The sequence below is a fragment of the Streptomyces sp. S07_1.15 genome, from assembly GCF_020739505.1.
In the GTDB taxonomy this organism is placed as follows: Bacteria; Actinomycetota; Actinomycetes; order Streptomycetales; family Streptomycetaceae; genus Streptomyces; species Streptomyces xinghaiensis.
This window is the reverse complement of record NZ_JAJBZK010000001.1, coordinates 6,870,090-6,891,222: the sequence shown is the minus strand read 5'-3', so window position 1 is coordinate 6,891,222 and position 21,133 is coordinate 6,870,090. Positions and strand designations below refer to the sequence as shown.

18 protein-coding genes and 1 pseudogene are annotated in these 21,133 nt (G+C 72.9%); 9 read left to right on the top strand and 10 right to left on the bottom strand.

Going from position 1 to position 21,133, the window contains the following annotated elements:
- Positions 1 to 14: 14 nt before the first annotated feature.
- From LIX60_RS29605 to LIX60_RS29590, 4 genes and pseudogenes are all read right to left on the bottom strand, one after another.
- A complete protein-coding gene (locus LIX60_RS29605) occupies positions 15 to 1,256 on the bottom strand; it encodes a glycosyltransferase (RefSeq protein WP_227962314.1) in 1,242 nt (413 codons plus the stop codon).
- The gene (locus tag LIX60_RS29600; protein WP_227962313.1) at positions 1,253 to 2,218 is read right to left on the bottom strand and encodes a glycosyltransferase; all 966 of its coding nucleotides are present in this window, start codon (positions 2,216 to 2,218) and stop codon (positions 1,253 to 1,255) included. Before LIX60_RS29600 ends, LIX60_RS29605 begins: the two co-directional genes overlap by 4 nt.
- A 212-nt stretch (positions 2,219 to 2,430) precedes the next feature.
- Positions 2,431 to 3,426 (bottom strand): annotated as a pseudogene (locus LIX60_RS29595) (glycosyltransferase family 9 protein); the annotation flags it as partial.
- Positions 3,426 to 4,115 (bottom strand): D-glycero-alpha-D-manno-heptose-1,7-bisphosphate 7-phosphatase, encoded by a 690-nt coding sequence (locus tag LIX60_RS29590; RefSeq protein ID WP_374117999.1) that lies wholly within the window; start codon positions 4,113 to 4,115, stop codon positions 3,426 to 3,428. The pseudogene LIX60_RS29595 and the gene LIX60_RS29590, both read right to left, overlap by 1 nt.
- Before the next feature lie 719 nt (positions 4,116 to 4,834).
- Between LIX60_RS29590 and LIX60_RS31990 the strand changes: the two genes are divergently transcribed.
- The 5 genes from LIX60_RS31990 to LIX60_RS29570 all read left to right on the top strand — a co-directional run bounded on the left by LIX60_RS31990 (position 4,835) and on the right by LIX60_RS29570 (position 9,698).
- Complete coding sequence (locus LIX60_RS31990) at positions 4,835 to 5,866, top strand: hypothetical protein (protein WP_374117943.1); 1,032 nt, start codon at positions 4,835 to 4,837, stop codon at positions 5,864 to 5,866.
- Between the two features lie 5 nt (positions 5,867 to 5,871).
- Positions 5,872 to 6,267, top strand: coding sequence for a GDSL-type esterase/lipase family protein (locus LIX60_RS31985; protein WP_374117998.1), 396 nt, complete (start codon positions 5,872 to 5,874; stop codon positions 6,265 to 6,267).
- A 346-nt stretch (positions 6,268 to 6,613) separates the two neighbouring features.
- Positions 6,614 to 8,131 (top strand): ATP-binding protein, encoded by a 1,518-nt coding sequence (locus LIX60_RS29580; RefSeq protein ID WP_227962311.1) that lies wholly within the window; start codon positions 6,614 to 6,616, stop codon positions 8,129 to 8,131.
- Positions 8,132 to 8,458: 327 nt separating this feature from the next.
- The gene (locus LIX60_RS29575) at positions 8,459 to 9,202 is read left to right on the top strand and encodes a bifunctional 2-polyprenyl-6-hydroxyphenol methylase/3-demethylubiquinol 3-O-methyltransferase UbiG (protein ID WP_227962310.1); all 744 of its coding nucleotides are present in this window, start codon (positions 8,459 to 8,461) and stop codon (positions 9,200 to 9,202) included.
- Positions 9,203 to 9,479: 277 nt separating this feature from the next.
- Positions 9,480 to 9,698, top strand: a complete 219-nt coding sequence (locus tag LIX60_RS29570) for a hypothetical protein (RefSeq protein ID WP_227962308.1) — start codon at positions 9,480 to 9,482, stop codon at positions 9,696 to 9,698.
- Between the two features lie 45 nt (positions 9,699 to 9,743).
- Here LIX60_RS29570 and LIX60_RS31865 read toward each other — a convergent pair whose 3' ends face one another.
- The 4 genes from LIX60_RS31865 to betA all read right to left on the bottom strand — a co-directional run bounded on the left by LIX60_RS31865 (position 9,744) and on the right by betA (position 13,986).
- Entirely contained in the window at positions 9,744 to 9,908 is a 165-nt protein-coding gene (locus tag LIX60_RS31865; protein ID WP_308101945.1) for a hypothetical protein, read from the bottom strand.
- Positions 9,908 to 10,093, bottom strand: a complete 186-nt coding sequence (locus tag LIX60_RS31860; RefSeq protein WP_308101943.1) for a hypothetical protein — start codon at positions 10,091 to 10,093, stop codon at positions 9,908 to 9,910. The genes LIX60_RS31865 and LIX60_RS31860 overlap by 1 nt, the downstream gene beginning before the upstream one ends.
- Before the next feature lie 104 nt (positions 10,094 to 10,197).
- Complete coding sequence (gene betT / locus LIX60_RS29560; RefSeq protein ID WP_227962306.1) at positions 10,198 to 12,324, bottom strand: choline BCCT transporter BetT; 2,127 nt, start codon at positions 12,322 to 12,324, stop codon at positions 10,198 to 10,200.
- A 3-nt stretch (positions 12,325 to 12,327) separates the two neighbouring features.
- The gene (gene betA / locus LIX60_RS29555; protein WP_227962305.1) at positions 12,328 to 13,986 is read right to left on the bottom strand and encodes a choline dehydrogenase; all 1,659 of its coding nucleotides are present in this window, start codon (positions 13,984 to 13,986) and stop codon (positions 12,328 to 12,330) included.
- Between the two features lie 142 nt (positions 13,987 to 14,128).
- On the opposite strand from betA, the gene LIX60_RS29550 reads away from it, so the two are divergent.
- Both LIX60_RS29550 and LIX60_RS29545 read left to right on the top strand, forming a co-directional pair.
- Positions 14,129 to 15,574, top strand: a complete 1,446-nt coding sequence (locus tag LIX60_RS29550; protein WP_227962304.1) for an aldehyde dehydrogenase family protein — start codon at positions 14,129 to 14,131, stop codon at positions 15,572 to 15,574.
- Between the two features lie 110 nt (positions 15,575 to 15,684).
- The gene (locus LIX60_RS29545; protein ID WP_227962303.1) at positions 15,685 to 16,599 is read left to right on the top strand and encodes an AraC family transcriptional regulator; all 915 of its coding nucleotides are present in this window, start codon (positions 15,685 to 15,687) and stop codon (positions 16,597 to 16,599) included.
- Positions 16,600 to 16,788: 189 nt separating this feature from the next.
- On the opposite strand, the gene LIX60_RS29540 is transcribed toward LIX60_RS29545, so the two are convergent.
- On the bottom strand, positions 16,789 to 18,081 hold the full coding sequence (locus LIX60_RS29540; RefSeq protein ID WP_227962302.1) for an Ig-like domain repeat protein: 1,293 nt from the start codon (positions 18,079 to 18,081) through the stop codon (positions 16,789 to 16,791).
- Between the two features lie 440 nt (positions 18,082 to 18,521).
- On the opposite strand from LIX60_RS29540, the gene LIX60_RS29535 reads away from it, so the two are divergent.
- Positions 18,522 to 19,166 carry a DUF4396 domain-containing protein gene (locus tag LIX60_RS29535; protein ID WP_265584960.1) on the top strand — a complete coding sequence of 215 codons (645 nt, stop codon included), beginning with the start codon at positions 18,522 to 18,524 and terminating at the stop codon, positions 19,164 to 19,166.
- A gap of 196 nt (positions 19,167 to 19,362) precedes the next feature.
- On the opposite strand, the gene LIX60_RS29530 is transcribed toward LIX60_RS29535, so the two are convergent.
- Positions 19,363 to 20,658: an aminotransferase class I/II-fold pyridoxal phosphate-dependent enzyme gene (locus LIX60_RS29530; protein ID WP_227962300.1), complete on the bottom strand. Its 1,296-nt coding sequence runs from the start codon at positions 20,656 to 20,658 to the stop codon at positions 19,363 to 19,365.
- Positions 20,659 to 20,821: 163 nt separating this feature from the next.
- On the opposite strand from LIX60_RS29530, the gene LIX60_RS29525 reads away from it, so the two are divergent.
- A complete protein-coding gene (locus LIX60_RS29525; RefSeq protein ID WP_308102113.1) occupies positions 20,822 to 21,043 on the top strand; it encodes a PIN domain-containing protein in 222 nt (73 codons plus the stop codon).
- Positions 21,044 to 21,133 lie beyond the last annotated feature (90 nt).

Sequence of the window (21,133 nt, the reverse complement as noted above, 5' to 3'; positions counted from 1 at the left end):
GGGAGCGGCGCGGTTCAGGCCGCTCCGCTGACGGCGGCGGGACGCAGGGCGAGCACGTCCCGGTAGACGGTCTCGGTGGCGGCCGCGACCCGGTTCCAGCCGTAGCGGAGCAGGGCGCGGCGGCGCCCGGCGAGCCCGCACGTCTCGCGCAGCTGCGGGTTGCGCAGCAGCCCCGAGGCGGCCGCCGCGAGGGCCGCCGGGTCGCCGGGCGGGACGAGCCGCCCGGTGCCCGGGTCGGCCACGGAGTCCATCTGGCCGCCGACGGCGCTCGCCACCACGGGTGTCCCGCAGGCCATGGCCTCCAGCGGCACGATGCCGAACGGCTCGTAGTCGGCCGGGCAGAGGACGAGGTCGGCGCTGCGCAGCAGCGCGGGAACGTCCTCCGGCGGCACTCCGCCGGTGAAGCGCACCCGGTCGGCCACGCCCGCCTTCCGGGCCAGCGCGCGCAGCCGGCGCACCTCCGGGTCCGCGCCGATGCGGTCCGGCGGCGGGCCGCCCGCGATGACGAGTTCGGCGTCGGGCAGCAGGGCGAGCGCGGCGATCGACACGGCCGCACCCTTGCGCGGGACCAGCCGCCCGATCTGCAGCAGCCGGTGCGGCAGCGGTCCGCGGGGCGCGGCGGGGCCGTCGGGCGTGAACCGCTCGGTGTCGACGCCGCAGGGGACGACGGAGATCCGCCCGGCCGGGATGCCCAGGGCGGCCAGTTCCGCGACCTCGTCGCGGCAGGTGGCGATGATCCGGTCGCTGCTCTCGCCGATCTCCGTCTCCAGCAGGATCCGCTCCGGCGGGCTGGTGTCGGCGCTGCCCTGGTGGCGCTTCTTGACGGCACCGAGGGCGTGGTATGTGTGGGTCACCGGCACGCCGAGTTCGCGGGCGGCCTGGAGTGTGGCCAGCCCGGACATCCAGAAGTGCGAGTGCGCCAGGTCGGGCGGCGCCAGTTCCCACTGCCGGGCGAGGTGGCGGCCGAACTCGGGCATGTAGGGCAGCAGTTCGTCCTTGGGGATCTCCCGCGCGGGCCCGGCCGGCACGTGGCACACCTCGACGCCGGGGCGCAGCGGCACCCGGTCGGGCAGGCCGGGCGCGTCGCGCCGGGTGTGGACGGTGACCTGGTGGCCGCGGTCCGCGAGGGCGCCGGCGAGGTGCGCCACATGGACGTTCTGTCCGCCCGCGTCGACTCCGCCGAGGACGGCCAGCGGGCTGGCGTGCTCGGATATGAGGGCGATGGCGAGGGCGCCGTGCCGCACCGTGGCCGTCATCGGGTCACCTCCTCGATCAGGTGCTCCCAGTCACTCAGGAAGCGCTTGAGGCCGTAGCGTTCGAGGGCCGCGGTGCGGGCCCGTGCCCCGTCCTCGGCGGCCGCCGCGGGGTCGTTCAGATAGGCGCGGGCGGCGCGGGCGAGTTCCTCCGGTCTCGTCGAGACGACCCCGGCTCCTGCGGGGACGGCCTCGACGGCCTCGGTGGTGGCGAGGGCCACCACCGGCATCCCGAGGTGCATGGCCTCCAGCAGGGACAGGCCGAGGGAGGTCCAGCGGACCGGGTGGAGGTAGAGGCGCCGCCGTGCCAGGGCGGTGTGGAGTTCACTCTGCGGCAGGTCCCGCGCGCGGCAGCGGTCCTCGTCCAGGCCGAGGTGGGCGGCGAGTCCCTCGGTGCGCATGCCGAAGACGTCCAGGGGGGCGGCGGCGCTCAGGTGCGGCAGCAGGTCGGTGCCGGTGGTGCGGCCGCGGCGGACGGGCTCGTTGACGACGACGGCCGCCCGTTCCACCTCGCCGGTGTAGAGATGGCCGGGGTCGACGATGCCGTGTTCGATCACGGCGGTGGGGGTGGAGCCGTTGTCCCAGAACAGCCGGTTGAAGTGGGTGACGTGGACGAGGGTCAGATCGTCCCGGCCGGCGGCGGGGTGGCGGGTACGGGGCACGTCGCCGTCGGGCGCGTTGTGCTCCAGGTAGACGGCGGGGACGTCGCGGCCGGGGCGCCGCCCGCCGAGCCAGCGTTCGGCCAGGTCCGCCTCGTGCGGCCGCTGCAGGACGACGAGGTCCACGGGCTCGTCGCGCAGCTGCTCCGGGGTGCGTTCGAGGACGGAGTCCGGCCAGGTCCAGGTGCGGGCGCGGCCGAGGCCGTCGGGTCCGCGGCCGGGCAGGACGGGCACCAGATAGGTGTGCGGTCCCTGGACGAACGCCGTTGTCCAGGAGCCGTGCACATGCCAGAGCAGGATGTTCATGCGGTCCTCCACTCCGGGTCTCCGGTGGCCGGTGCGGTCGGCCCGGCCGGGCAGGCGGTCGATGCCGTGGGGCGGTGCGGCGCGGCGGGTACGGGCGGCGCCGCGGGGTCGCGGGACGGGGCGGGTGCACGGGCCGGGGCGGCCGGGGCCGGGGCGGGCTCCGGTGCGGCCGCCGGCCGGGACGCCGCCGCCGGCCCCGGGCGCGCCGGGCCTTCCGTCAACGCACCCACGGCGGACAGCAGTTCGGCGTCCGTCACCGAGTCCAGGCACGGATGCCCCGCCACGGGGCACTCGCGGGCCCGGGTCCCGGCGCACGGCGCGTCCTGCCGTCCCAGCAGCATGTGCGGCACCCGGTACGGCGCCCAGCGCCCGGCGGGCACGACCGGTGCGAACAGGCAGACGACGGGCGCGCCGACAGCCGCCGCCAGGTGCGAGGGTCCGGTGTTGCCGGTGACCACCACCCGGGCGCGGGCCAGGACCCCGGCCAGTTCGGGCAGGTCCGTACGGCCGCCGAGGTCGAGCCCGCACTCCCCCGCGACGGCCGCCGTGAGTTCCTTCTCCCCCGGGCCTCCGGTGACGACCACCCGGTGCCCGGCCGCGTCGAGGGCCGCCACGGCGCGCGCGGCCCGCTCGGGGCTCCAGGCACGGGCCGGCACGGCGGCTCCAGGATGGATCACGAGGTACGGATCCTCGCCGGTCAAGTGGGTGGTGTCGGCGGCGTCGCGCACCCGCAGGGCTCCGTCGTCGCCGGGTGGCAGGGCGAAGCCGGCGGCCTCCGCGAGCGCCAGCGCGGCACGCGCCTCGTGCTGTTCCGGGGCCCGCCGGTGGCGCAGGTCGAGCAGCGCCCCGGGGTAGTGCTCGCTGTCGGCGGCGATCCAGGGGACGCCCGCCATCCGCAGCAGCAGGGCGGCGGGCAGCGGGCTCTGGTGGTACGAGGCCAGGACCAGCGCCCGGTCGAACCGGCCCGCGGCGACGGCCTCGACCAGCGCGTCGGTGCCGCTCCGGGTCACGGGGGGCGGTTCCAGGCCGACCCACGGCGCGTCGTACACGAGGACGTCGTCGACCCCGGGCAGCAGCCGCGCGGCCTGCTCGCCCTGCGGTCCGCAGAGCATCGCGGTGTACGAGGAACCGTGCGCGGCGGCGCGCACCGCGGGCCCCGCGAGGAGGACGTCTCCGGCGCTGTCCAGACGGACGACCAGGGTGCGTATCACGCGGCACCTCCCCCGCCGGAGGGCCGGGCGTCCCGCCGCGAAGGACCTTCCCGGGGCGGACGGTCCGGCCGGGACGCCCGCCGGCCGAGCGCCAGGCGCACCGCCGCCAGCAGGTCGGCCGCGCGCTCCGGGGCCGCGTCGGCCTCCTCGGAGCGGGTCACGGGGGTCGGCACCAGAACACCCCGGGCACCGGCCGCGCGGGCCGCGCCCAGGTCGGCGCCGATGTCGCCGATGACCACCGTCTCCTCCGGCGTCACACCGAGCCGCGCGCAGGCGGCGAGCACGAGTCCGGGCGCCGGCTTGCGGCAGCCGCAGCCGTCGCCGGGCCCGTGCGGGCAGACGGCCCACACGCCGAACGGCCCGAGCAGCTCCTCGACCCGGCGCCGCACCGCCTCGACCTGGCCCCGGGTGAGCAGCCCGCGGGCCACGCCGGACTGGTTGCTCACCACGCCGACAGCGGCTCCATGAGCCCGTACCGCCGCCAGCGCCTCCCGGGCGTGCGGCATCAGCCGTACGAGCGCGGGGTCGCCGTTGTACGGGACGTCCTCGACGAGCGTGCCATCGCGGTCGAACAGGACGGCTCGCGGAGGGCCCGAGGGCGCGCGAGGGGGGCGCGGCGGCTCGCCCGGTGCGAGCAGCCACGGGCCCTCGGGCAGCACCGAGGCCTTGTGGGGGACTGTGGTGATCGGCACGACGGCGCGGGTAGCCCGAGAGCCGCTTCGCAAACACATTGAAACGCCACAAAGGGTCACTGTGGCTGGTTCGCTGAGGCCATCGGTGCTGGTCACGAAAGTAACTGGGTTCAATTCCAGTCACTCGCCCACCCGGCCGCCCCGCCCCCGGAGACTCCTTCCGGTCTGCTGATCGCGACCCCGGACGGCCGGGCTGGGCCGCCACGGGCGGAGGCGGGGGCCGGGAACGGACGGAGGCGAGGGCCGGAGAGACGGCACCGCCCCCACGAACGGATGTACGAGAAGCCGCCGGCATGGAGCACGGTGGACGGCCGGACGGCCGGACGGCCGGACGCGCGGGGCGGCCGGACGCGCGGGGCGGCCGGACGCGCGGGGCGGCCCCGGCCGGGACGGCGTCACACCGATCCGCCACCCCGCCAATCCGCCCTCCGGGGCCCGCCGCCACCTTGACCACGTGATCGGATCGGTGCTTGCATCTGGCCGGGCCAACCGACCGCATTCCAGGGGGCGTTGGCGGCTCCCGAGCCCGCCGTGCCCCACGGCCGCATCCCGCAACGACACCACCGTTCCGCCAGGAAACAGCACACTGCCGCCGAGCGGGGTCGGCAGACAACGTTGTCAGCCTCAAGGCCCCCGACCACCCAGCAGGCACCACCGCATACCACCGGCCACCGGCCACTGGCCGCCCTCATCAGGAGAACCAGGAGCACCCCATGAACCCCGTCCCCTCCCCCACTTCTCCGACTCCCGGCAGCGGCCGGAAGCCGCACCGGAGATCCCCCTCGCGGGAAGCCGGACCCGGCCGGCACGACTCCGCCCGCCGGCGAACCGGGGCCCGCACCCCCGGCCGCCTGGCCCGCCCCCTCGCCACCGCCGTCGCCCTCGCCCTGGCGGTGGCACTGGCCCCGGCGGCCGCGCAGCCCGCCGCCGCCCAGAACGCACCCGGCCAAGCCGGCCAGGGCGAGGCCAAGGCCCGCGGCTGGGTGGCCGCCTGGGGCGCGAGCCAGGTGGCCGGCAGCGAGATCCCCTGGAGCGACTGCCCGGCCGGTAAGGGCCTGGAGAACCAGACGGTCCGCAACGTCCTCTTCGTCAAGGGCGGCGGCAGCAGCGTCCGGGTCCGGGTCACCAACGCCTTCGGGACGGAGCCCGTCACGGTCGACAAGGTGACCGTCGCGCTCCAGGACGAGGGCGCCGACGCCGTCCCCGGCACCCTGCACACCCTGACCTTCGGCGGCCACCGGGCCACCACGCTCGCCGCGGGCGAGGAACGGTTCAGCGACCCGGTCCGGATGCGCGTACGAGCCCTCTCCACCCTCCTCGTGAGTGTCCATGTCGACAAGGCGACCGGCCCGGTGACCAACCACCCGTTCACCGCACAGGGCAACTACCTGGCCGAGGGCGACGAGGCGGCCGACCCCTCCGGCGACGACTACGCCGGCACCCCGTGCTGGATGCTCGTCAGCGGCGTGGACGTGCGCGGCGACCGCCGCACGGTCGGCTCGGTGGTGTCCTTCGGCGACTCGATCACCGACACCGCGAGCACCACCGGCAACGCCAACCAGCGCTACCCGGACCACCTCGCCCGCCGCCTCCGGGCCCGCAAGGGCCCGACCCTGTCGGTGGTCAACGCGGGCCTGGGCGGCAACCGCCTCATCGCCGACCGCGAGGGGGAGCCCTACTACGGCGTCTCCGCCCTCTCCCGCATGGAGCGCGACGCCTTCGAACAGCCGGCGTCCGCTCGGTGATCCTGATGGAGGGCATCAACGACATCGGCTACGACGCCACGGCGGACGAACTCATCGCCGGCTACAAGGCGTTCATCGAGGAGGGCCACCGCCACGGCGTGAAGGTCCACGGCGGAACGCTGCTGCCCATGGCCGGCTCGTTCATCTGGACGGAGAGCCGCCAGGCCACCTGGGACGCGGTGAACGAATGGATCCGCACCTCGGGCGCGTTCGACGGCGTCATCGACTTCGCGGCGGCCACCGCCTCCCCCGACGACCCGCTGACGCTCAACCCGGCCTACGACAGCGGCGACCACCTCCACCCCAACGACGCCGGCACCCGCGCCATGGCGGAGGCGGTCGACCTGGACATGCTGCTCTCCCACGGCCGCGACCGGATTCCCGGCTCCGGTCACCACTGAGCACGACGGACCACGTACCGGGTGGGGCGTCCCACGAGGGCGGGAGGCCCCACCAGCCGGCCGACAGTTTTGGCGCGGGACACATAGACGTTCTTATTGCAGGCGGCGCGATCCTTCACCGGCCTTCCCGGCCGGATGCCCGGCCGGGAGGTGCGGGTTCAGGGGCCCTGACCCAAGGCCCCACCACTCAGCGCCGACCGGCGGCTACGACCGCGTCCGCGATCACCTTGGGACTTCAGCCGAGCGGGCGATCCGGATTCATGCGGGCTGGCTCTCACAGCGATATACAGGTAGGTTCAGGTAAACGAAACTCGTTAAGGTTGACCTGAACACAATCGGAGGGGGCATGGCCGGACAGCTGGGCAAGCCTGAGCGGCTGCTGGACCGTGATCATGAGTGGGCGCTGCTGAACGACTTCCTCGCCGATCCGGCCCCCGAGCTGCGGCTGGCCATCGTTTCCGGGCGGCGGCGGAACGGGAAGTCGTTCCTGCTGGAGGCGCTCACCGAAGCGGTGGGCGGGCTGTATCTGACCGCGGTGCAGGAGGAGGGCCGGGTGCCCGCGCTGCACCGGTTCACCGAGGCGATCGCCGCGCACGCGGGGGTGCGGCCCGGGGCGATGCGGCTGGACGACTGGCGGGACGTGCTCACCGCCGCCCTGGATGTGGTCAACCGGGCCTCGGGGGCGCCGCTGATCGTGATCGATGAGCTGCCCTATCTGATGCAGCACTCCCCCGAGATCCCCGGGTTTCTGCAACTGCTGTACGACCAGTCGCAGTCCGGCAAGGCCCCCGGTGGCCGGGTCGTGCTGTGCGGCTCGGCGATGAGTGTGATGTCCGAGTTGCTGTCCGGTACAAAGCCGCTGCGCGGCCGGGCTGTGCTGGATCTGCGGCTGCCCGCCTTCGACTACCGCACGGCGCGCAGCCATTGGGGGATCGAGGACCCGGCGGTGGCGTTGCAGGTCGACGCCGTCCTGGGAGGTGCCCCCGGCTACCGGCCGCTGGCCGCGGGGCCGGCGCCGCAGAGCGAGGCGGATTTCGGGCCCTGGGTGGAACGCACCCTGCTGGACCCGGGGCGGGCCCTGTACTCGCGCGTGGAGGCGGAGTTCCTGCTGCGCGAGGACCCGCGGATCACCCACCGCACGCTGTACTACGACGTCTTGTCCGCCATCGCCCGGGGCGCCTCGACCCCGGCGAAGGCCGGCTCGATGCTGGAGCGGTCCCGCTCGGCCATGGTCGCCCCGCTGGAGGTACTGGAGTCCACCGGCTACGTGCGCAAGGAGCAGGACCTGCTCAAGGCCCGCCATCCGGTCATCAGCGTGGCGGACCCGGTGATCCGCTTCAACCAGCTGATCACCCTGCCCATGGTGGACCTGGTGGAACGGCGGCGTGGAGGCCAGGTGTGGCAGTCGTCCGGGCCGACGTATCACTCGAAGATCCTCGGCCCTCACTTCGAGGAGACCGTGCGCGAATGGGCCCGCTCCTTCGCCCTGGACGAAACGGGGCTGTCGCTCGGCGCCGTGGGCACCGCGGAGATCGCCGACCCGGCCGCCCGGACCAAGCACGAGGTCGACCTGCTCGCCCTGGCCCCCGGCGAGCGACCGCAGAGCCCGCGGGCGGCCATCACCCTGATCGGTGAGGCGAAGGCCACCGTGCAGCCCCGGGGGCTCAAGGACCTCGATCGCCTCGAACACATCCGTGCCCTCCTCGCCGATCAAGGGCACCGCTCCGATGACGCGGCCCTCGCCCTGTTCTCCCTGCACGGCTTCCATCCCGATGTCATCGACGCCGCCGACCGCCGCCGCGATGTCCTCCTGGTCGACATCGCTGCGCTGTACGGCGACGGGCCCATCCGCGGCCTGGCATGACACGGCCCCGGTCGCGGGCGACGCACGAAGACTCCTTGCGGTCGGCCCCGTTGGCCGACCGAGATTCCGCACTCGCTCCCGGCCGTTTGCGCCGCCCGCCCAGCGCACCTGTCGGTAACCGTCCGTCCCTGCGGTCGTGCTATGCACACCGGAAGGCCGACCCGCCGGAACAGCCGGAACCTCGCCCATCCGAATGACCCGAACTTGCCGCTACGCCAAGCCTTTTGTGCCGTTCCGCAGGAGAGGATCCCGGCACTCCGAGTTCCCGCCCCCACGAGGGCGGAAATCCGGTGGACATCCCAGGGTCCGGCGGCGAGCGTTGGGGGAATGGAGCAGGAGAGCATCTGGGACGCCGATGCTGCGCAGCGGTATGACACACCCGGCACCGGCATGTTCGCGCCCGAGGTCCTGGACCCGGCCGTGGAGCGTCTCGCGGAGCTCGCGGACGGTGGGGCGGCGCTGGAGTTCGCCATCGGGACCGGACGGGTCGCCGTCCCGCTCGCGGAGCGGGGGGTTCCCGTCACCGGCATCGAGTTGTCCCGGCCGATGGTGGAGCAACTGCGCACCAAGGCAGACGAGTCGGCGGTCCCCGTGGTCGTCGGTGACATGGCGACCGCCACCGCCCCGGGGGCGTACTCCCTGGTCTACCTCGTGTTCAACACCATCTCCAACCTGCTCACCCAGGCCGAGCAGGTCGAATGCTTCCGCAACGCGGCACGCCATCTCGCACCCGGCGGCCGGTTCGTGATCGAGCTGTGGGTACCGGAGCTGCGCAAGCTTCCTCCGGGGCAGACGGCCATGGTGTGCCTGTCCGAGCCGGATTACATCCTTCTGGACACCTACGATGTCCTGCGCCAGCAGGTCGTGTCGCACCACTTCCGGTTCGACGACACCCGGCGCGCGGAGCTGTTCCGCAGCCCGCACCGCTACATCTGGCCGGCCGAGCTGGACCTCATGGCTCAGCTCGCCGGCTTCGAGCTGGAGACCCGGCACGCGGACTGGAGCGGCACCGAGTTCACCGCCGAGTCCGATTCCCACGTCTCCGTCTACCGCGTTCCGCGAGAGCGGTAGACGAGCGCGTCCGGGGTCATTCGGCGGCGTTGCCCATCACCTTCGCCACAGAGGGCGATTCGCCCGCCCGGCGCCTGCGGCGACTCGTCAACTCGTCTCGGCGAGCGACCTGTTGGCCGACGCGGTGCGGTCCTGGGACAGAGTCGGTACACGCGCCCGAACGGGCTGGTGGCCTCTCGGCGACGCACGTGGAACCAGCGGCAGCAGCGGGGACGTTGAGGCGTGGCGACCGACGATCCACGATCGGCACGGACGAGATCGGGGCTGGAACGGCACGGTGATCTCGCTCTGGTCGGGGAAGACGGCGAGTCTGCCGGGCTACGAGGAGTGTGCGAGCACGGTCGGCGCGGCCGGGACCGACACCGCGCGGCTCGCCAGGAACGCGGTGCTGTGCGTTCGCACCAGTGACGGGAACATCGCCCGGCTCCAGCTCACCGAACTGGAGGTCGTCGACCGGCGAGCGACGTTCGACGCCGTCATCTGGGCAGCGGGCTGAGCCGCCCGCAGAACCCGGCTTCCGCCGGACGTGCGGGCAACGCCATCAGTTCCCTGCGCTGATCACGACGAGAGTGAACGTGGGCAGTGCGGTGGCCACGGCGCTGAGGAGCCAGTACGTGCCCCGCGTCAGCGGAGTCCTGCGCCTGAGCGGCCAGTTGGCGAGCCACCAGATCAGGCCGAACAGGATGAGGACCGGCGTGGCCGGCATCACCCAGGGCAGGACGCCGTCGTTCTCCGTGGGTTCCCGCCGGGTCCAGCGAGTTCCGCGAGCGGCCAGTTCGAGGCGAAGTACCAGAGCAGGAACGCGGGCACGACGGCGGGGACGCCCAGCAGGACATTGACGATCAGGGACAGCCCCACGCGAGGCCAGGCGCGTGCGGTGCTCGTTTTCACTCGGCCTCACTCGCCGCGCGACAGGGGGATGCGGTGCGTTGCGGTGCGTTGCGGTGCACCACGAGGCCATACCGCCCGGCGGGCCGGGCCGGCGTCCGCCGCTGTCAGCGTCCGTCCTCCGGAGGGTGCACGCCCGCCGTGTCGGGCCGGTGGTCCGGGAGGGTGGAGCGGGCCGCCGACTCCCGGTGGAGGCGCAGGAATTCGAGGTGCCGTTCGTAGTGGCTGAGGATGTCGTGGATGAGCTGCTCCCTGGTGTAGCCCATCACGTCGTAGCCCTGGCTGCCCTCGGCGAGCTGGACCTCGAAGCGCACATAGGTGTCGTGCTCGGTGACCGAGCGGGTGGCGAACGCCGGGACGGCCGTCTCGGCGGGCCACACCCGGTAGACGAACTCCTCCCCCGGGCCGATCGGCACCCGGAGCGCCACGGACGGGATCCGCAGCTCCTCCTCCGTCACCTCGGTGAGTTCCGCCTCCACGCCCTGCCCGCGCAGCTCCGCGGCGACCTCCTGGAAGGCGGGGCGGCACACCTCGTCGACGAACCGGATGGCGTCCGTCCGGCCGGGGAAGGACGTCGCCCGGGCCAGCCGCTGCCGCCAGCCCAGGTGTTGCGGGGGGACGGTGGGCACGGCCTCCTCCCGCATCGTCTCCAGGCGCAGCGCCTTGTAGAGCCCGGCGATGATGAGGAACATCACGAAGGAGAAGGGCAGTCCCATGATGATGGTCGCGGCGGTGAGCGCGTCGACTCCGCCGACGAGGAGCATGGCGAGCGTGAGCAGGCCGGTCGCGGACGCCCAGAAGACGCGCAGCCAGGCGGAGGCGTCGGTGAGCGGGGTGGGCAGGTGCGAGCACAGGTTGCTCATCACCAGCGCGCCGGAGTCGGCGGAGGTGACGTAGAGCAGCAGGCCGACGAGGGTCGCCAGGCCGGCGCTGAAGGTGGCGCCGGGGAACTGGTCGAGCAGCCCGTAGAAGCCCTGTTCCGGGGTGTTCATGGCGGTCTCGCCGAACGTGGTGTTCCCCTCCCGCACCAGGTTCAGGGCGCTGTTGCCGAGGACGGAGAGGAAGGTCAGGGTGAAGAGGAACGGGATGACGAGCGTGGCCGCGACGAACTGACGGATCGTCCGCCCCTTGGAGATCCTGGCCAGGAACATGCCGACGAACGGCGCCCAGGCCACCCACCAGGCCCAGAAGAACAGCGTCCACGAGTTGAGCCACTCGGTGGGCCGGTCGTAGGCGAAGGTGTTGAGGGTCATCGAGGGGAAACGGCTGACGTAGTCCCCGATATTGAGGATGAGGCTGTTGAGCAGCCGGATCGGGTCGTCCGCGAACAGCATGTAGCTCATGAGCAGGATGGCGAGGAGGACGTTGAGCTCGGACAGCCGCCGGATGCCGCGGTCGACGCCCGCCACGGCGGAGGCCGTGGCCATGACGACGGCGACGGCGATGAGGCCGATCTGCGCCGCCGTCCCCTCGGGGATGCCGAAGAGGTAGTTCAGCCCGTAGTTGAGCTGGACGACGCCGATGCCCAGGGACACGGAGATGCCGAAGACCGTGCCGATGATGGCCGCGAGGTCGACCGTGTCGCCGATCCGGCCGTGGATGCGCCGGCCGATGACCGGGTACAGCGCCGAGCGGATCGCCAGGGGGAGGCGGTAGCGGAAGGAGAAGTAGCCCAGCGCCATGCCCATCAGGGCGTACATGGCCCAGCCGGTGATGCCGTAGTGGAACAGCGTCCACACCACCGCCTGCCGGGCGGCCTCGACGGTCTCGGCGTCCCCCTCGGGGGGTGCGAGGTAGTGGCTGACCGGGCCGGAGACGGCGAAGAACATCAGGTCGATGCCGATGCCGGCCGCGAACAGCATGGCCGCCCAGGCGAACACCCCGTAGTCGGGGGTGGAGTGCTTCGGGCCCAGTTTGATGCCGCCGTAGCGGGACACCGCCACGTACACCACGAACAGCAGGTACAGGGTGGCGGCGAGGAAGTAGTACCAGCCGAATCCGGTGGAGATCCAGTCGACCACCACGCCGATGGTGTCCTCGGCGCCGCCGGGGGTGATGATCGCCCAGATCGAGACGGCCAGGATCAGCACCGACGAGCCGATGAAGACGACCGGCTTGAGCCGGCTCTCCCCGTGGACCCGCGGGCCCCCGCCCGGGCCCTGCTCCGCGGCCGTGAGGGCGCCCGTGTCGCCGCCCCGCCCGCTTCCGCTCGCGCTCGCGCCGTTCATCGTCATGTCTCATCCCTCCTGGGCGCGGTGCCGGTGGAAGCCGGCCGTGGCCGGCGGCAGCGGGGCGTTGCCGAGGATCAGGTCGGCGGCCTTCTCGGCGAGCATCATCACCGGGGCGTAGATGTTGCCGTTGGTGAGGTACGGCATCGCGGAGGCGTCGGCGACCCGGAGCCCTTCCACCCCGTGGACGCGCATGGAGAGCGGGTCGACCACGGACATCTCGTCGGTGCCCATCCGGGCCGTGCAGGAGGGGTGGTAGGCGGTTTCGGCGTCGCGGGCGACCCAGTCCAGGATCTCCTGGTCCGTGACGACCCCGGGGCCGGGTGAGAGTTCGCCCGCGTCGAAGACGGCGAAGGCGGGCTGTCCGAGGATGTCCCGGGCGACGTGGATGGCCTCGATCCACTCCCTGCGGTCGTTCTCCGTGGAGAGGTAGTTGAACCGCAGCGCCGGGTGTTCGCGGGGGTCCGCGGACTTGATCTTCACCGAGCCGCGCACATCGGAGTACATGGGTCCGATGTGCACCTGGTAGCCGTGCTCGGCGCCGACCGGGGTGCCGTCGTAGCGCACGGCGATGGGCAGGAAGTGGAACATCAGGTTCGGGTAGCCGACCCGGTCGTTGCCGCGGACGAAGCCGCCCGCCTCGAAGTGGTTGGTCGCGGCCGGGCCGCTGCGGAACAGCAGCCACCGCAGGCCGATCCCGGGCCGGCGGCTCCATTTGAGCGCCGGGTTGTAGGTCACCGGCTGCTTGCACGCGTGCTGCACATAGACCTCCAGGTGGTCCTGGAGGTTCTCCCCGACCCCGGGGAGTTCGTGCACCATGCCGATGCCCAGCGGGGTGAGCTCGGCGGGATTCCCGATGCCGGAGAGCTGGAGCAGCTGGGGTGTGTTGATCGCGCCGCCGCAGAGAATCACCTCTCCGGCGGACACCCGTCCGCGCTGCCGTCCGAACCGGCGGTACTCCACACCGACGGCCCGCTTTCCGCGGAAGAGCACGCGGTCCACCTGGGTGAAGCACCGCACCGTCAGATTCGGCCGCTTCATGACGGGGTGGAGGTAGGCGCGCGCGGCCGACCAGCGGCGGCCCTTCTTGATGTTGCGGTCGAAGCGGGCGAACCCTTCCTGCCGGTAGCCGTTGACGTCGGGGGTCAGCTGGTGGCCGGCCTGCTGCGCCGCCTCCAGGAAGGCGTGGAACAGCGGGTTGGCCGCCGGCCCGCGCTCCAGCCACAGCGGGCCGCCCTGGCCGCGCCAGTCGTCGGCCCCGGCCACGCAGTGCTCCATCCGCTTGAAATAGGGCAGGCAGTGCGCGTAGTCCCAGGTCTCCATGCCCGGGTCGGACGCCCAGCGCTCCAGGTCCATCGGATTGCCGCGCTGGAAGATCATGCCGTTGATGGAGCTCGACCCGCCGAGCACCCTTCCGCGGCCGTGGCTGACCCGCCGGCCGCCCATATGCGGCTCCGGTTCGGACTCGTAGCGCCAGTCGTACAGCGGATTCCCGATGACCATGGTCAGGGCGGCGGGCATGTGGATGAGGACGTCCCAGATCCAGTCCGGCCGGCCCGCCTCCAGCACCAGGACCTTGTTCTCCCGGTCGGCGCTGAGCCGGTTGGCCAGGGCGCAGCCGGCCGACCCCCCGCCGACGATGACGTAGTCGTACTCCGCTCGGCTCATGCTGGGCTCCTCATTGTCGAATGGCACTCCACGGCGCTGAAACCTAACGTAGAAAGTGGTGCATTCCTGCGCATAACGGTGTGGCGGCCTTCGCCGCTCGCCCGGGAAAGGAATTCCCACGTCCAGTCTCTTCATCGACGGGGTGTGGAGCGCCGCTACCGGCGGCGCCACCCGTGACGTCATCAACCCCTACGACCAGTCCGTCGTCCGCACCGTGGACGAGGGGGGCGAAGCCGACGCCCGGGCCGCCGTGGGCTCGGCGCGCTCCGCCTTCGACGGCGGCGCCTGGCCGGCGTGGACGGCGCGGCAGCGCTCCGAGCTGCTCCGCCGGGTGGCCGGCTTCCTCCAGCGCGACCGGGAGCGGATCGCCCGGCTGGAGACGCTCGACACCGGCAAGACACTCGTCGAGTCCGGAATCGACGTGGACGATGTGACGGCCGTGTTCGAGTACTACGCCGGCCAGGCCGTGGCGGACTCCGGGCGGCTGGTGGACGCGGGCGACCCCCGGATCCGCAGCCGCGTCGTCCACGAGCCGGTCGGTGTCTGCTCGCTGATCGCGCCCTGGAACTACCCGCTGCTCCAGGTGTCGTGGAAGGTGGCGCCCGCGCTGGCGGCCGGCAACACCGTGGTCATCAAGCCCAGCGAGATCACCCCGCTGACCACCATCCGGCTGGTGGAGCTGTTCGAGGAGGCCGGTGCGCCCGCGGGCGTGGTCAATCTCGTCCTCGGCCCGGGCGGGACCGTCGGCGCCGCCCTGGTGGAGGATCCCCGGGTCGATCTGGTGTCCTTCACCGGCGGTCTGGAGACCGGCCGGCAGATCATGCGGTCGGCGGCCGGGACGGTGAAGAACATCGCCCTCGAACTCGGCGGCAAGAACCCCAACATCGTCTTCGCCGACGCCGACTTCGAGGCCGCGATCGACTACGCCCTGATGGCCGTCTTCTTCCACGCCGGGCAGGTGTGCTCGGCGGGCACCCGGCTCATCGTGGAGGACGGGCTGCACGACGCGTTCGTCACCGAACTCGTCGCCCGCGCCGAGCACATCCGGCTCGGCAACGGACTGGACGAGGACACCGAGAGCGGCCCGCTCGTCTCCGCCGGGCACCGGGACAAGGTCGAGTCGTACGTGGAACTCGGCCTCCGGGAGGGCGCGACCCTCCTCACCGGCGGCCGCCGCCCGGACGAACCCGGCCTCCGGGACGGGTTCTTCTACCGGCCGACGGTGTTCGACGACTGCACCCGGGACATGCGGATCGTGCAGGAGGAGACCTTCGGGCCCATCCTGACCGTCGAGCGCTTCACCGGCGAGGAGGCCGCGGTCGAGCTCGGCAACCACACCGACTACGGGCTCGCCGGCGCCGTGTGGACGAAGGACGCCGGCCGGGCCGAGCGGGTGGCCCGGCGGCTGCGCCACGGCACGGTGTGGATCAACGACTTCGGCCCGTACCTGCCCCAGGCCGAATGGGGCGGCTTCAAGCGCTCCGGCATCGGCCGGGAACTCGGCCACGACGGCCTCGCCGAGTACCGCCAGGCGAAGCACATCTACGAGAACACCTCCCCCACGCCGCAGCGCTGGTTCGCCCGCTGACCGGCCGGCGGGCCGGTTCACGGGCCCGACCGGACCGGGCACAGGATGTCGGGTGCGGCAGGGTGTCTCCTCCCTAGCGTGAAGCGTGTCAGAGGGAAGGGGATCCGGCGGTGCTGGAACGGCTCAACGAGGCCCTGGAGTACATCGAGCGCAACCTCGACCGGCCCATCGAGCCGGCCGAGCTGGCGCGGATCGCGGCCACCTCGGAGTACCACCTGCGGCGGTTGTTCTCCGCGCTGGCGGGGATCGGGCTGTCCGAGTACGTCCGGCGCCGGCGGCTGACCGTCGCGGGCGCCGAAGTGCTCGCGGGGGACGGCACGTTGCTCGACGTCGCGGTGCGCTACGGCTACGGCTCCGGAGAGGCGTTCGCCCGGGCGTTCCGCGCCGTGCACGGCGTCGGGCCGGGTGAGGCCCGGCGGACCGGCGCGGTGCTCAGCTCGCAGCCCCGGATGTCCTTCCGGCTCGTCGTCGAAGGGAACAGCAGTATGCGCTACCGGATCGTGGAGAAGACCGGGTTCACCGTGGCCGGGAAGAGGGCCCGGGTGCCGTTGGTGCACGAGGGGGTGAATCCGGAGATCGCCGCGTTCATCCGCGGCATCGGCAAGGACACGCTGCGGCGGCTGGAGGCCCTGCCGGGCCGGGAGCCGCGTGGGATCGTCGGGGTCACCGACCGTCTGCCCGCCGACCCCGGCGAACGGGTGGAGGGGACCGAACTCGACTACTACCACGGCGTGGTGACGGACACCGGCACGGATGTGCCGGAGGGGATGGACTCCCTCGCCGTTCCGGCCGGGATGTGGGCGGTCTTCGAGAGTTCGGGCGAGTTCCCGCAGGCCCTGCAGTCCCTGTGGCGGGACGTGTTCACCCAGTGGTTCCCGTCCAATCCGTACCGGAGCCGGCCCGGGCCGGAGATCCTGCGGACCCGGCTGTCGGAGGACGGGGCCACGGCGGACGCGGAGCTGTGGATCCCGGTGGAGCCGGAGGGGGCGGACCGGCGGGAGGCGGCGCGGGGGGCCGCAGTCTGAGAGGGCCGGTCCGGCCCCGTGCCGTGCCGCGGGACGGGGCCGGGCCGGGGACGGCCGGCGGGGCCGGGCCGGAGAAGATCCGGCACGGCCCCGCGGTGGAAGGGAGGATCGCGGGCTCCGGGGGCCGCCGGGCGTGAGCCCGGGCCCCCGGTCCCGTACGGACAGGGGTCAGGGGTCAGGGGTCAGGGGTCAGGGGAGGATGGGGAACGGCTGGAAGGTGATGCTCCCGGTCGCGGACGAGGGTGCGTAGGTCGCGGTTCCGAGGAACTCGGCCTGGTACGTCTGCGAGGTGGCCAGGGCGTTCGGCACGGTGGTGTCGGGCAGGGAGGCCTTCCCGGTGGCGTCCGTGACGGCTTGGCCGAGCGGGTGAGTCCCGGTGCCCGTGTTGATCGCGAAGTCGATCGTCCGCCCCGGCAGCGGGCTCCCGCCACCGGTGAGGGTGGCACTCACGTTCCGGATCACGAAAGTCCCGTTGCTGCGGAGCCTGATGGTGGCCGGTGTCGCGGTCAGCGTGGTGGGAGCCGGCGGGTTGACCACCACGTCGACGGTCCCGGAGGAGGCGCCGAAGCAGGTGTCGCCCTCGTAGTCCGCCTGCACGGTGGTCGTTCCGGCGGGCAGGCCTGAGGTGGTGATCTGGGCCTGGCCGCCGGTCAGTCCGGCCGAGCCGAGGACGCCGCCGCCGACGGCGCTGAAGGTGACCGTGCCGGTGGGGATGCCCGGGTGGCCGGGAGGACCGGCCACGGTGGCCGTGAGGAGCACGCTCTCGGCGGGGCCGGCGGGGTTCGGGACGGCGGTCACCGTCGTGGTGGTCGGCGCCGCGCTGACGGTGACCGGAGTCACGGCGGAGGCGGAGCTCAGATAGCCGTCCGCGGGCTCGTACACGGCCACGGCGTGGTGGAGCCCCACGGCCAGGTCCGTGAACGTGGCACTGGCCTGGCCCGACCCGTCGGGAGCGAGGACCTGGACGGGGCCGTTCTCCGTGACGAGGAAGGTGAGGGTGCCCGTGGTGACGGGGCCGGCCGGCGAGGTGACCGTCGCGGTGATGACGACGTCGTCCCCGCAGTACGCCGGGACGGTCTCGACGGCCACGGTCGTGGTGGTCGGCTCGGAGACGTAGCTGAACGACCCGGCGGAATTCCCGCTGCCGGACGGCGTGGTGACCGCCACCGGGCCCGATGTCCCCGCCGCTGCCGCAGCCGTGGTCGCCGTCATGTTCGTCGGGCTGTCCACCGTGAAGGACGCGGCCTCCACACCGGCGATGGTCACCGACTGGACGTTCACGAACTCCGTGCCCGTGATCGACACCGGTGTCCCCCCGCCGGGGAAACCGGTGGCCGGGGTGAAGCCCGTGACCGTGGGGGCGGCTTGGAGCGCCCCGGTGCCGTCCGCCGCCCGGGCGGTGGTGTGGAGCCTGCTGCCCGACGGCCCCGGGCCGCCCGGCCGGGGAATGCGGGCTTGGCCGCGCTGAATGGGCGAACCCATGACGATCTCCCGTCTCCTGCGGATGCGATGGGTCTGGCCCGGGCCGGGACGGGGCCGTGCGCGGTACCGGCTTGCGGAAGGCGCCGCGAAACATCCGGCTCGCCCGGCCCCGGGCGCCATGATGCGGCGGGCTGCCGGTGTCCTCCGGCCCGGGAAGCAGCCACGCGTTCTGGACCTTCTGGTCATCCCCGGACCCATAAGGCGCCAACCGGGACATGAGAGGCGATGGGCGACAACAAGAGTCAAACGTCTTATACGACGCGCCGGTTCACGCGGCCCCGCGACCCCGGGCGCACTTCCCGCACGCCCGGGCGCACCCGCCCCGGGGCCGCCATCACCGAGGGCCGGGCCGCCCCACCCCTCGACACACATACCCCATGGGGGTATACATATCTTCTGACAGGCCGCGGCACCGGCCGCGCTGCCGGGAAGGGATCGTCATGAAGCATGCGCACGAGCACACCCACGGCACCGGCGAGCAGAGCCACACCGGGTCCGGCCACGCGCACACCGCCCGGGTGGGACACACCACCGGCCCGGAGGGAACCGCTCACACCGGGCAGCCGCACGGCGCGACAGGAGAACCGGCGGAATCCCACACCGCTCACCCGCCGGCCGGGAGCGGCCACGGCCACGGCACGGTCCCGGTGTCATGGCGCACCGCCGCGCAGGCCACGCTGCACTGCCTCACCGGGTGTGCGATCGGCGAGGTCCTGGGCATGGTCATCGGCACCGCGGCCGGGCTGTCCGCCGGGGCCACCGTGGCGCTGGCCGTCGCCCTCGCCTTCTTCTTCGGGTACGCGCTGACCATGCGGGGCGTCCTCCGCGCGGGGCTGAGCTTCCGCGAGGCGCTGAGAGTGGCCCTCGCCGCGGACACCGTCTCCATCCTCGTGATGGAGATCGTGGACAACGCCGTCATGGTCGGTGTGCCCGGGGCCATGGAGGCGGGCCTCGCCAGCTGGCTCTTCTGGGCCGCCCTGGCCTTCGCGCTGGCCGTCGCCTTCGTACTGACCGTGCCGGTCAACCGCTGGCTCATAGCCCGCGGCCGGGGGCACGCGGTCGTCCACGCCCACCACCATCACTGACGGCGGCACGGGCGCGGCACCGGGGCGGGCCCTCCGGCCCGTCCGGGGGTGCCGTGCGGCTCCCGGTGAGCGCGCTCACCCGGCCCCGGGCACGGGGACGGGGACGCGGACGGGCACGGGCACGGGGACGCGGACGGGCCGGTATCCCGGTGGTGCCCGGGATACCGGCCCGTCTTCCGCAACGGGGTCCGGTGGATCAGCCGGCCGTGCCGGCGGCCTCCTGCTCGGCGGCGGCCAGCCGCACGCAGACGGCGACGGCGCGCATGGCCTCGCGCACCTCCTCGACCGACGGGAAGCTGGGCGCCAGCCGGATCTCGCGGTCGCGGGGGTCCTTGCCGTACGGGAACGCGGCACCGGCCGGGGTCAGCGCGATGCCCGCCTCCTTGGCGAGGCGGACGACCTCGCTCGCGCAGCCGTCGGGGACGTCGAGGCTGACGAAGTAGCCGCCCTTGGGCCGGGTCCACTCGGCGATGCCGAGCGGTCCGAGCTCGCTCTCCAGCACCTCGTACACCGCCGCGAAGCGGGGCTCCAGAAGCGCGCGGTGGCGCTCCATGTGGGCCGTCACGCCGTCCGCGTCCCGGAAGAAGCGGACGTGACGCAGCTGGTTGACCTTGTCGGGGCCGATGGTCTGCTTGAGCAGCCGCTCCTTCATCCAGGCCACGTTGGCCGGGGAGGAGCCGACGAAGGCGACCCCGGAGCCGGCCGTGGTGATCTTGGAGGTGGAACCGAAGACGAACGCGCGGTCGGGGTTCCCGGCCTCGGCACAGGCGTCGAGGATCGAGAGGATCTCGACCCGCTCCCCGGTGAGGTGGTGCACCGCGTAGGCGTTGTCCCAGAAGAGGCGGAAGTCGGGCGCGGCGGTGCGCATCGCGGCGAGCCGGCGCACGGTCTCGTCGCTGTAGACCTCACCGGTGGGGTTGCTGTACTTGGGCACGCACCACATGCCCTTGATGGTCGGGTCGGAGGCGACGAGCTCCTCGACGACGTCCATGTCCGGGCCCTCGCCCGTGAGCGGGACGGGCACCATGTCGATGCCGTACCGCTCGCAGACCCCGAAGTGCCGGTCGTAGCCGGGGACGGGGCAGACGAAGCGGACCCGCGGCTCGTCCGCCCAGCGGCGCTCGCCGCCCGGGACGACGGAGAGCAGCGCCTGCACCACGTTGTCGTGCATCAGCGTGAGGCTGGCGTTGCCGAGCGCGAGGAGCTGCCCGGCGGGCACCTGGAGGGGCCCGGCGAAGATCTCGCGCAGCTCCGGGAGGCCGAGGAGGCCGCCGTAGTTGCGGGTGTCGGTGCCGTCGGCGGCCTTGACGTCCCCGGCTCCGGGGAGGGACAGCAGATCGCCCGCGAGGTCGAGCTGCTCGGGCGAGGGCTTGCCCCGCGTCAGATCCAGGCTGAGACCCCGGGCACGCAGCTCGGCGTACTCCTTGCGGGCGGCCTCCAGCCCCGCCGCCCCGGAGAGGGGGGCGGATTCCTGTACGGACCCAGACGACACGGTATTCCTCCAGCGCACATGGTGCTTGAGCAGGGCAGCCGCCAATGTACCAAGGGAGCGTGGAGCCTCTCTCGGTTCGGGCGCCGGGCCCGGCTCGGGACGCCGGGAGGGGATGACCGGCACCTCAGCGGTATATGTGATGGACATTGCCTGTGAATAGAGGATCCCGCTCCCCAAGAGACTGTGGGACCGGGTCGACTCGGCGCAGTACGCTCTCGCCGGAAAAGGGGCCCTCGGCGCGGCCGGGCCACTTGACCTGATGATCTGCGCGACCGCCGCGCACCACGGGCTGATCGTCCTGCACGACGACGCCGATTTCGTCACCGTGGCCCGCTTTCTGCCCGACGTCAGTGAGCGCAATGTGCGCAACATCCCGGGACTCTGAGCGGCTCCGGTGAGCTCCTGGCACTTCCGCGCGGTGTGGTGCGGTGCGAGTTCCCGAGTGTGCCACTGCGGGAGCCCTCGTACCGGGCCT

Excerpts from the sequence above, each read along its gene's own strand:
- betT (WP_227962306.1), bottom strand. The coding sequence starts at position 12,324 with ATGACGATGAACGGCGCGAGCGCGAGCGGAAGCGGGCGGGGCGGCGAC.
- LIX60_RS29580 (WP_227962311.1), top strand. The coding sequence starts at position 6,614 with ATGGCCGGACAGCTGGGCAAGCCTGAGCGGCTGCTGGACCGTGATCAT.
- LIX60_RS31990 (WP_374117943.1), top strand. The coding sequence starts at position 4,835 with ATGAACCCCGTCCCCTCCCCCACTTCTCCGACTCCCGGCAGCGGCCGG.
- LIX60_RS29540 (WP_227962302.1), bottom strand. The coding sequence starts at position 18,081 with ATGGGTTCGCCCATTCAGCGCGGCCAAGCCCGCATTCCCCGGCCGGGC.
- LIX60_RS31865 (WP_308101945.1), bottom strand. The coding sequence starts at position 9,908 with ATGCCGGCCACGCCGGTCCTCATCCTGTTCGGCCTGATCTGGTGGCTC.
- betA (WP_227962305.1), bottom strand. The coding sequence starts at position 13,986 with ATGAGCCGAGCGGAGTACGACTACGTCATCGTCGGCGGGGGGTCGGCC.
- LIX60_RS29605 (WP_227962314.1), bottom strand. The coding sequence starts at position 1,256 with ATGACGGCCACGGTGCGGCACGGCGCCCTCGCCATCGCCCTCATATCC.
- LIX60_RS29575 (WP_227962310.1), top strand. The coding sequence starts at position 8,459 with ATGGAGCAGGAGAGCATCTGGGACGCCGATGCTGCGCAGCGGTATGAC.
- LIX60_RS29600 (WP_227962313.1), bottom strand. The coding sequence starts at position 2,218 with ATGAACATCCTGCTCTGGCATGTGCACGGCTCCTGGACAACGGCGTTC.
- LIX60_RS29535 (WP_265584960.1), top strand. The coding sequence starts at position 18,522 with ATGAAGCATGCGCACGAGCACACCCACGGCACCGGCGAGCAGAGCCAC.
- LIX60_RS31985 (WP_374117998.1), top strand. The coding sequence starts at position 5,872 with ATGGAGGGCATCAACGACATCGGCTACGACGCCACGGCGGACGAACTC.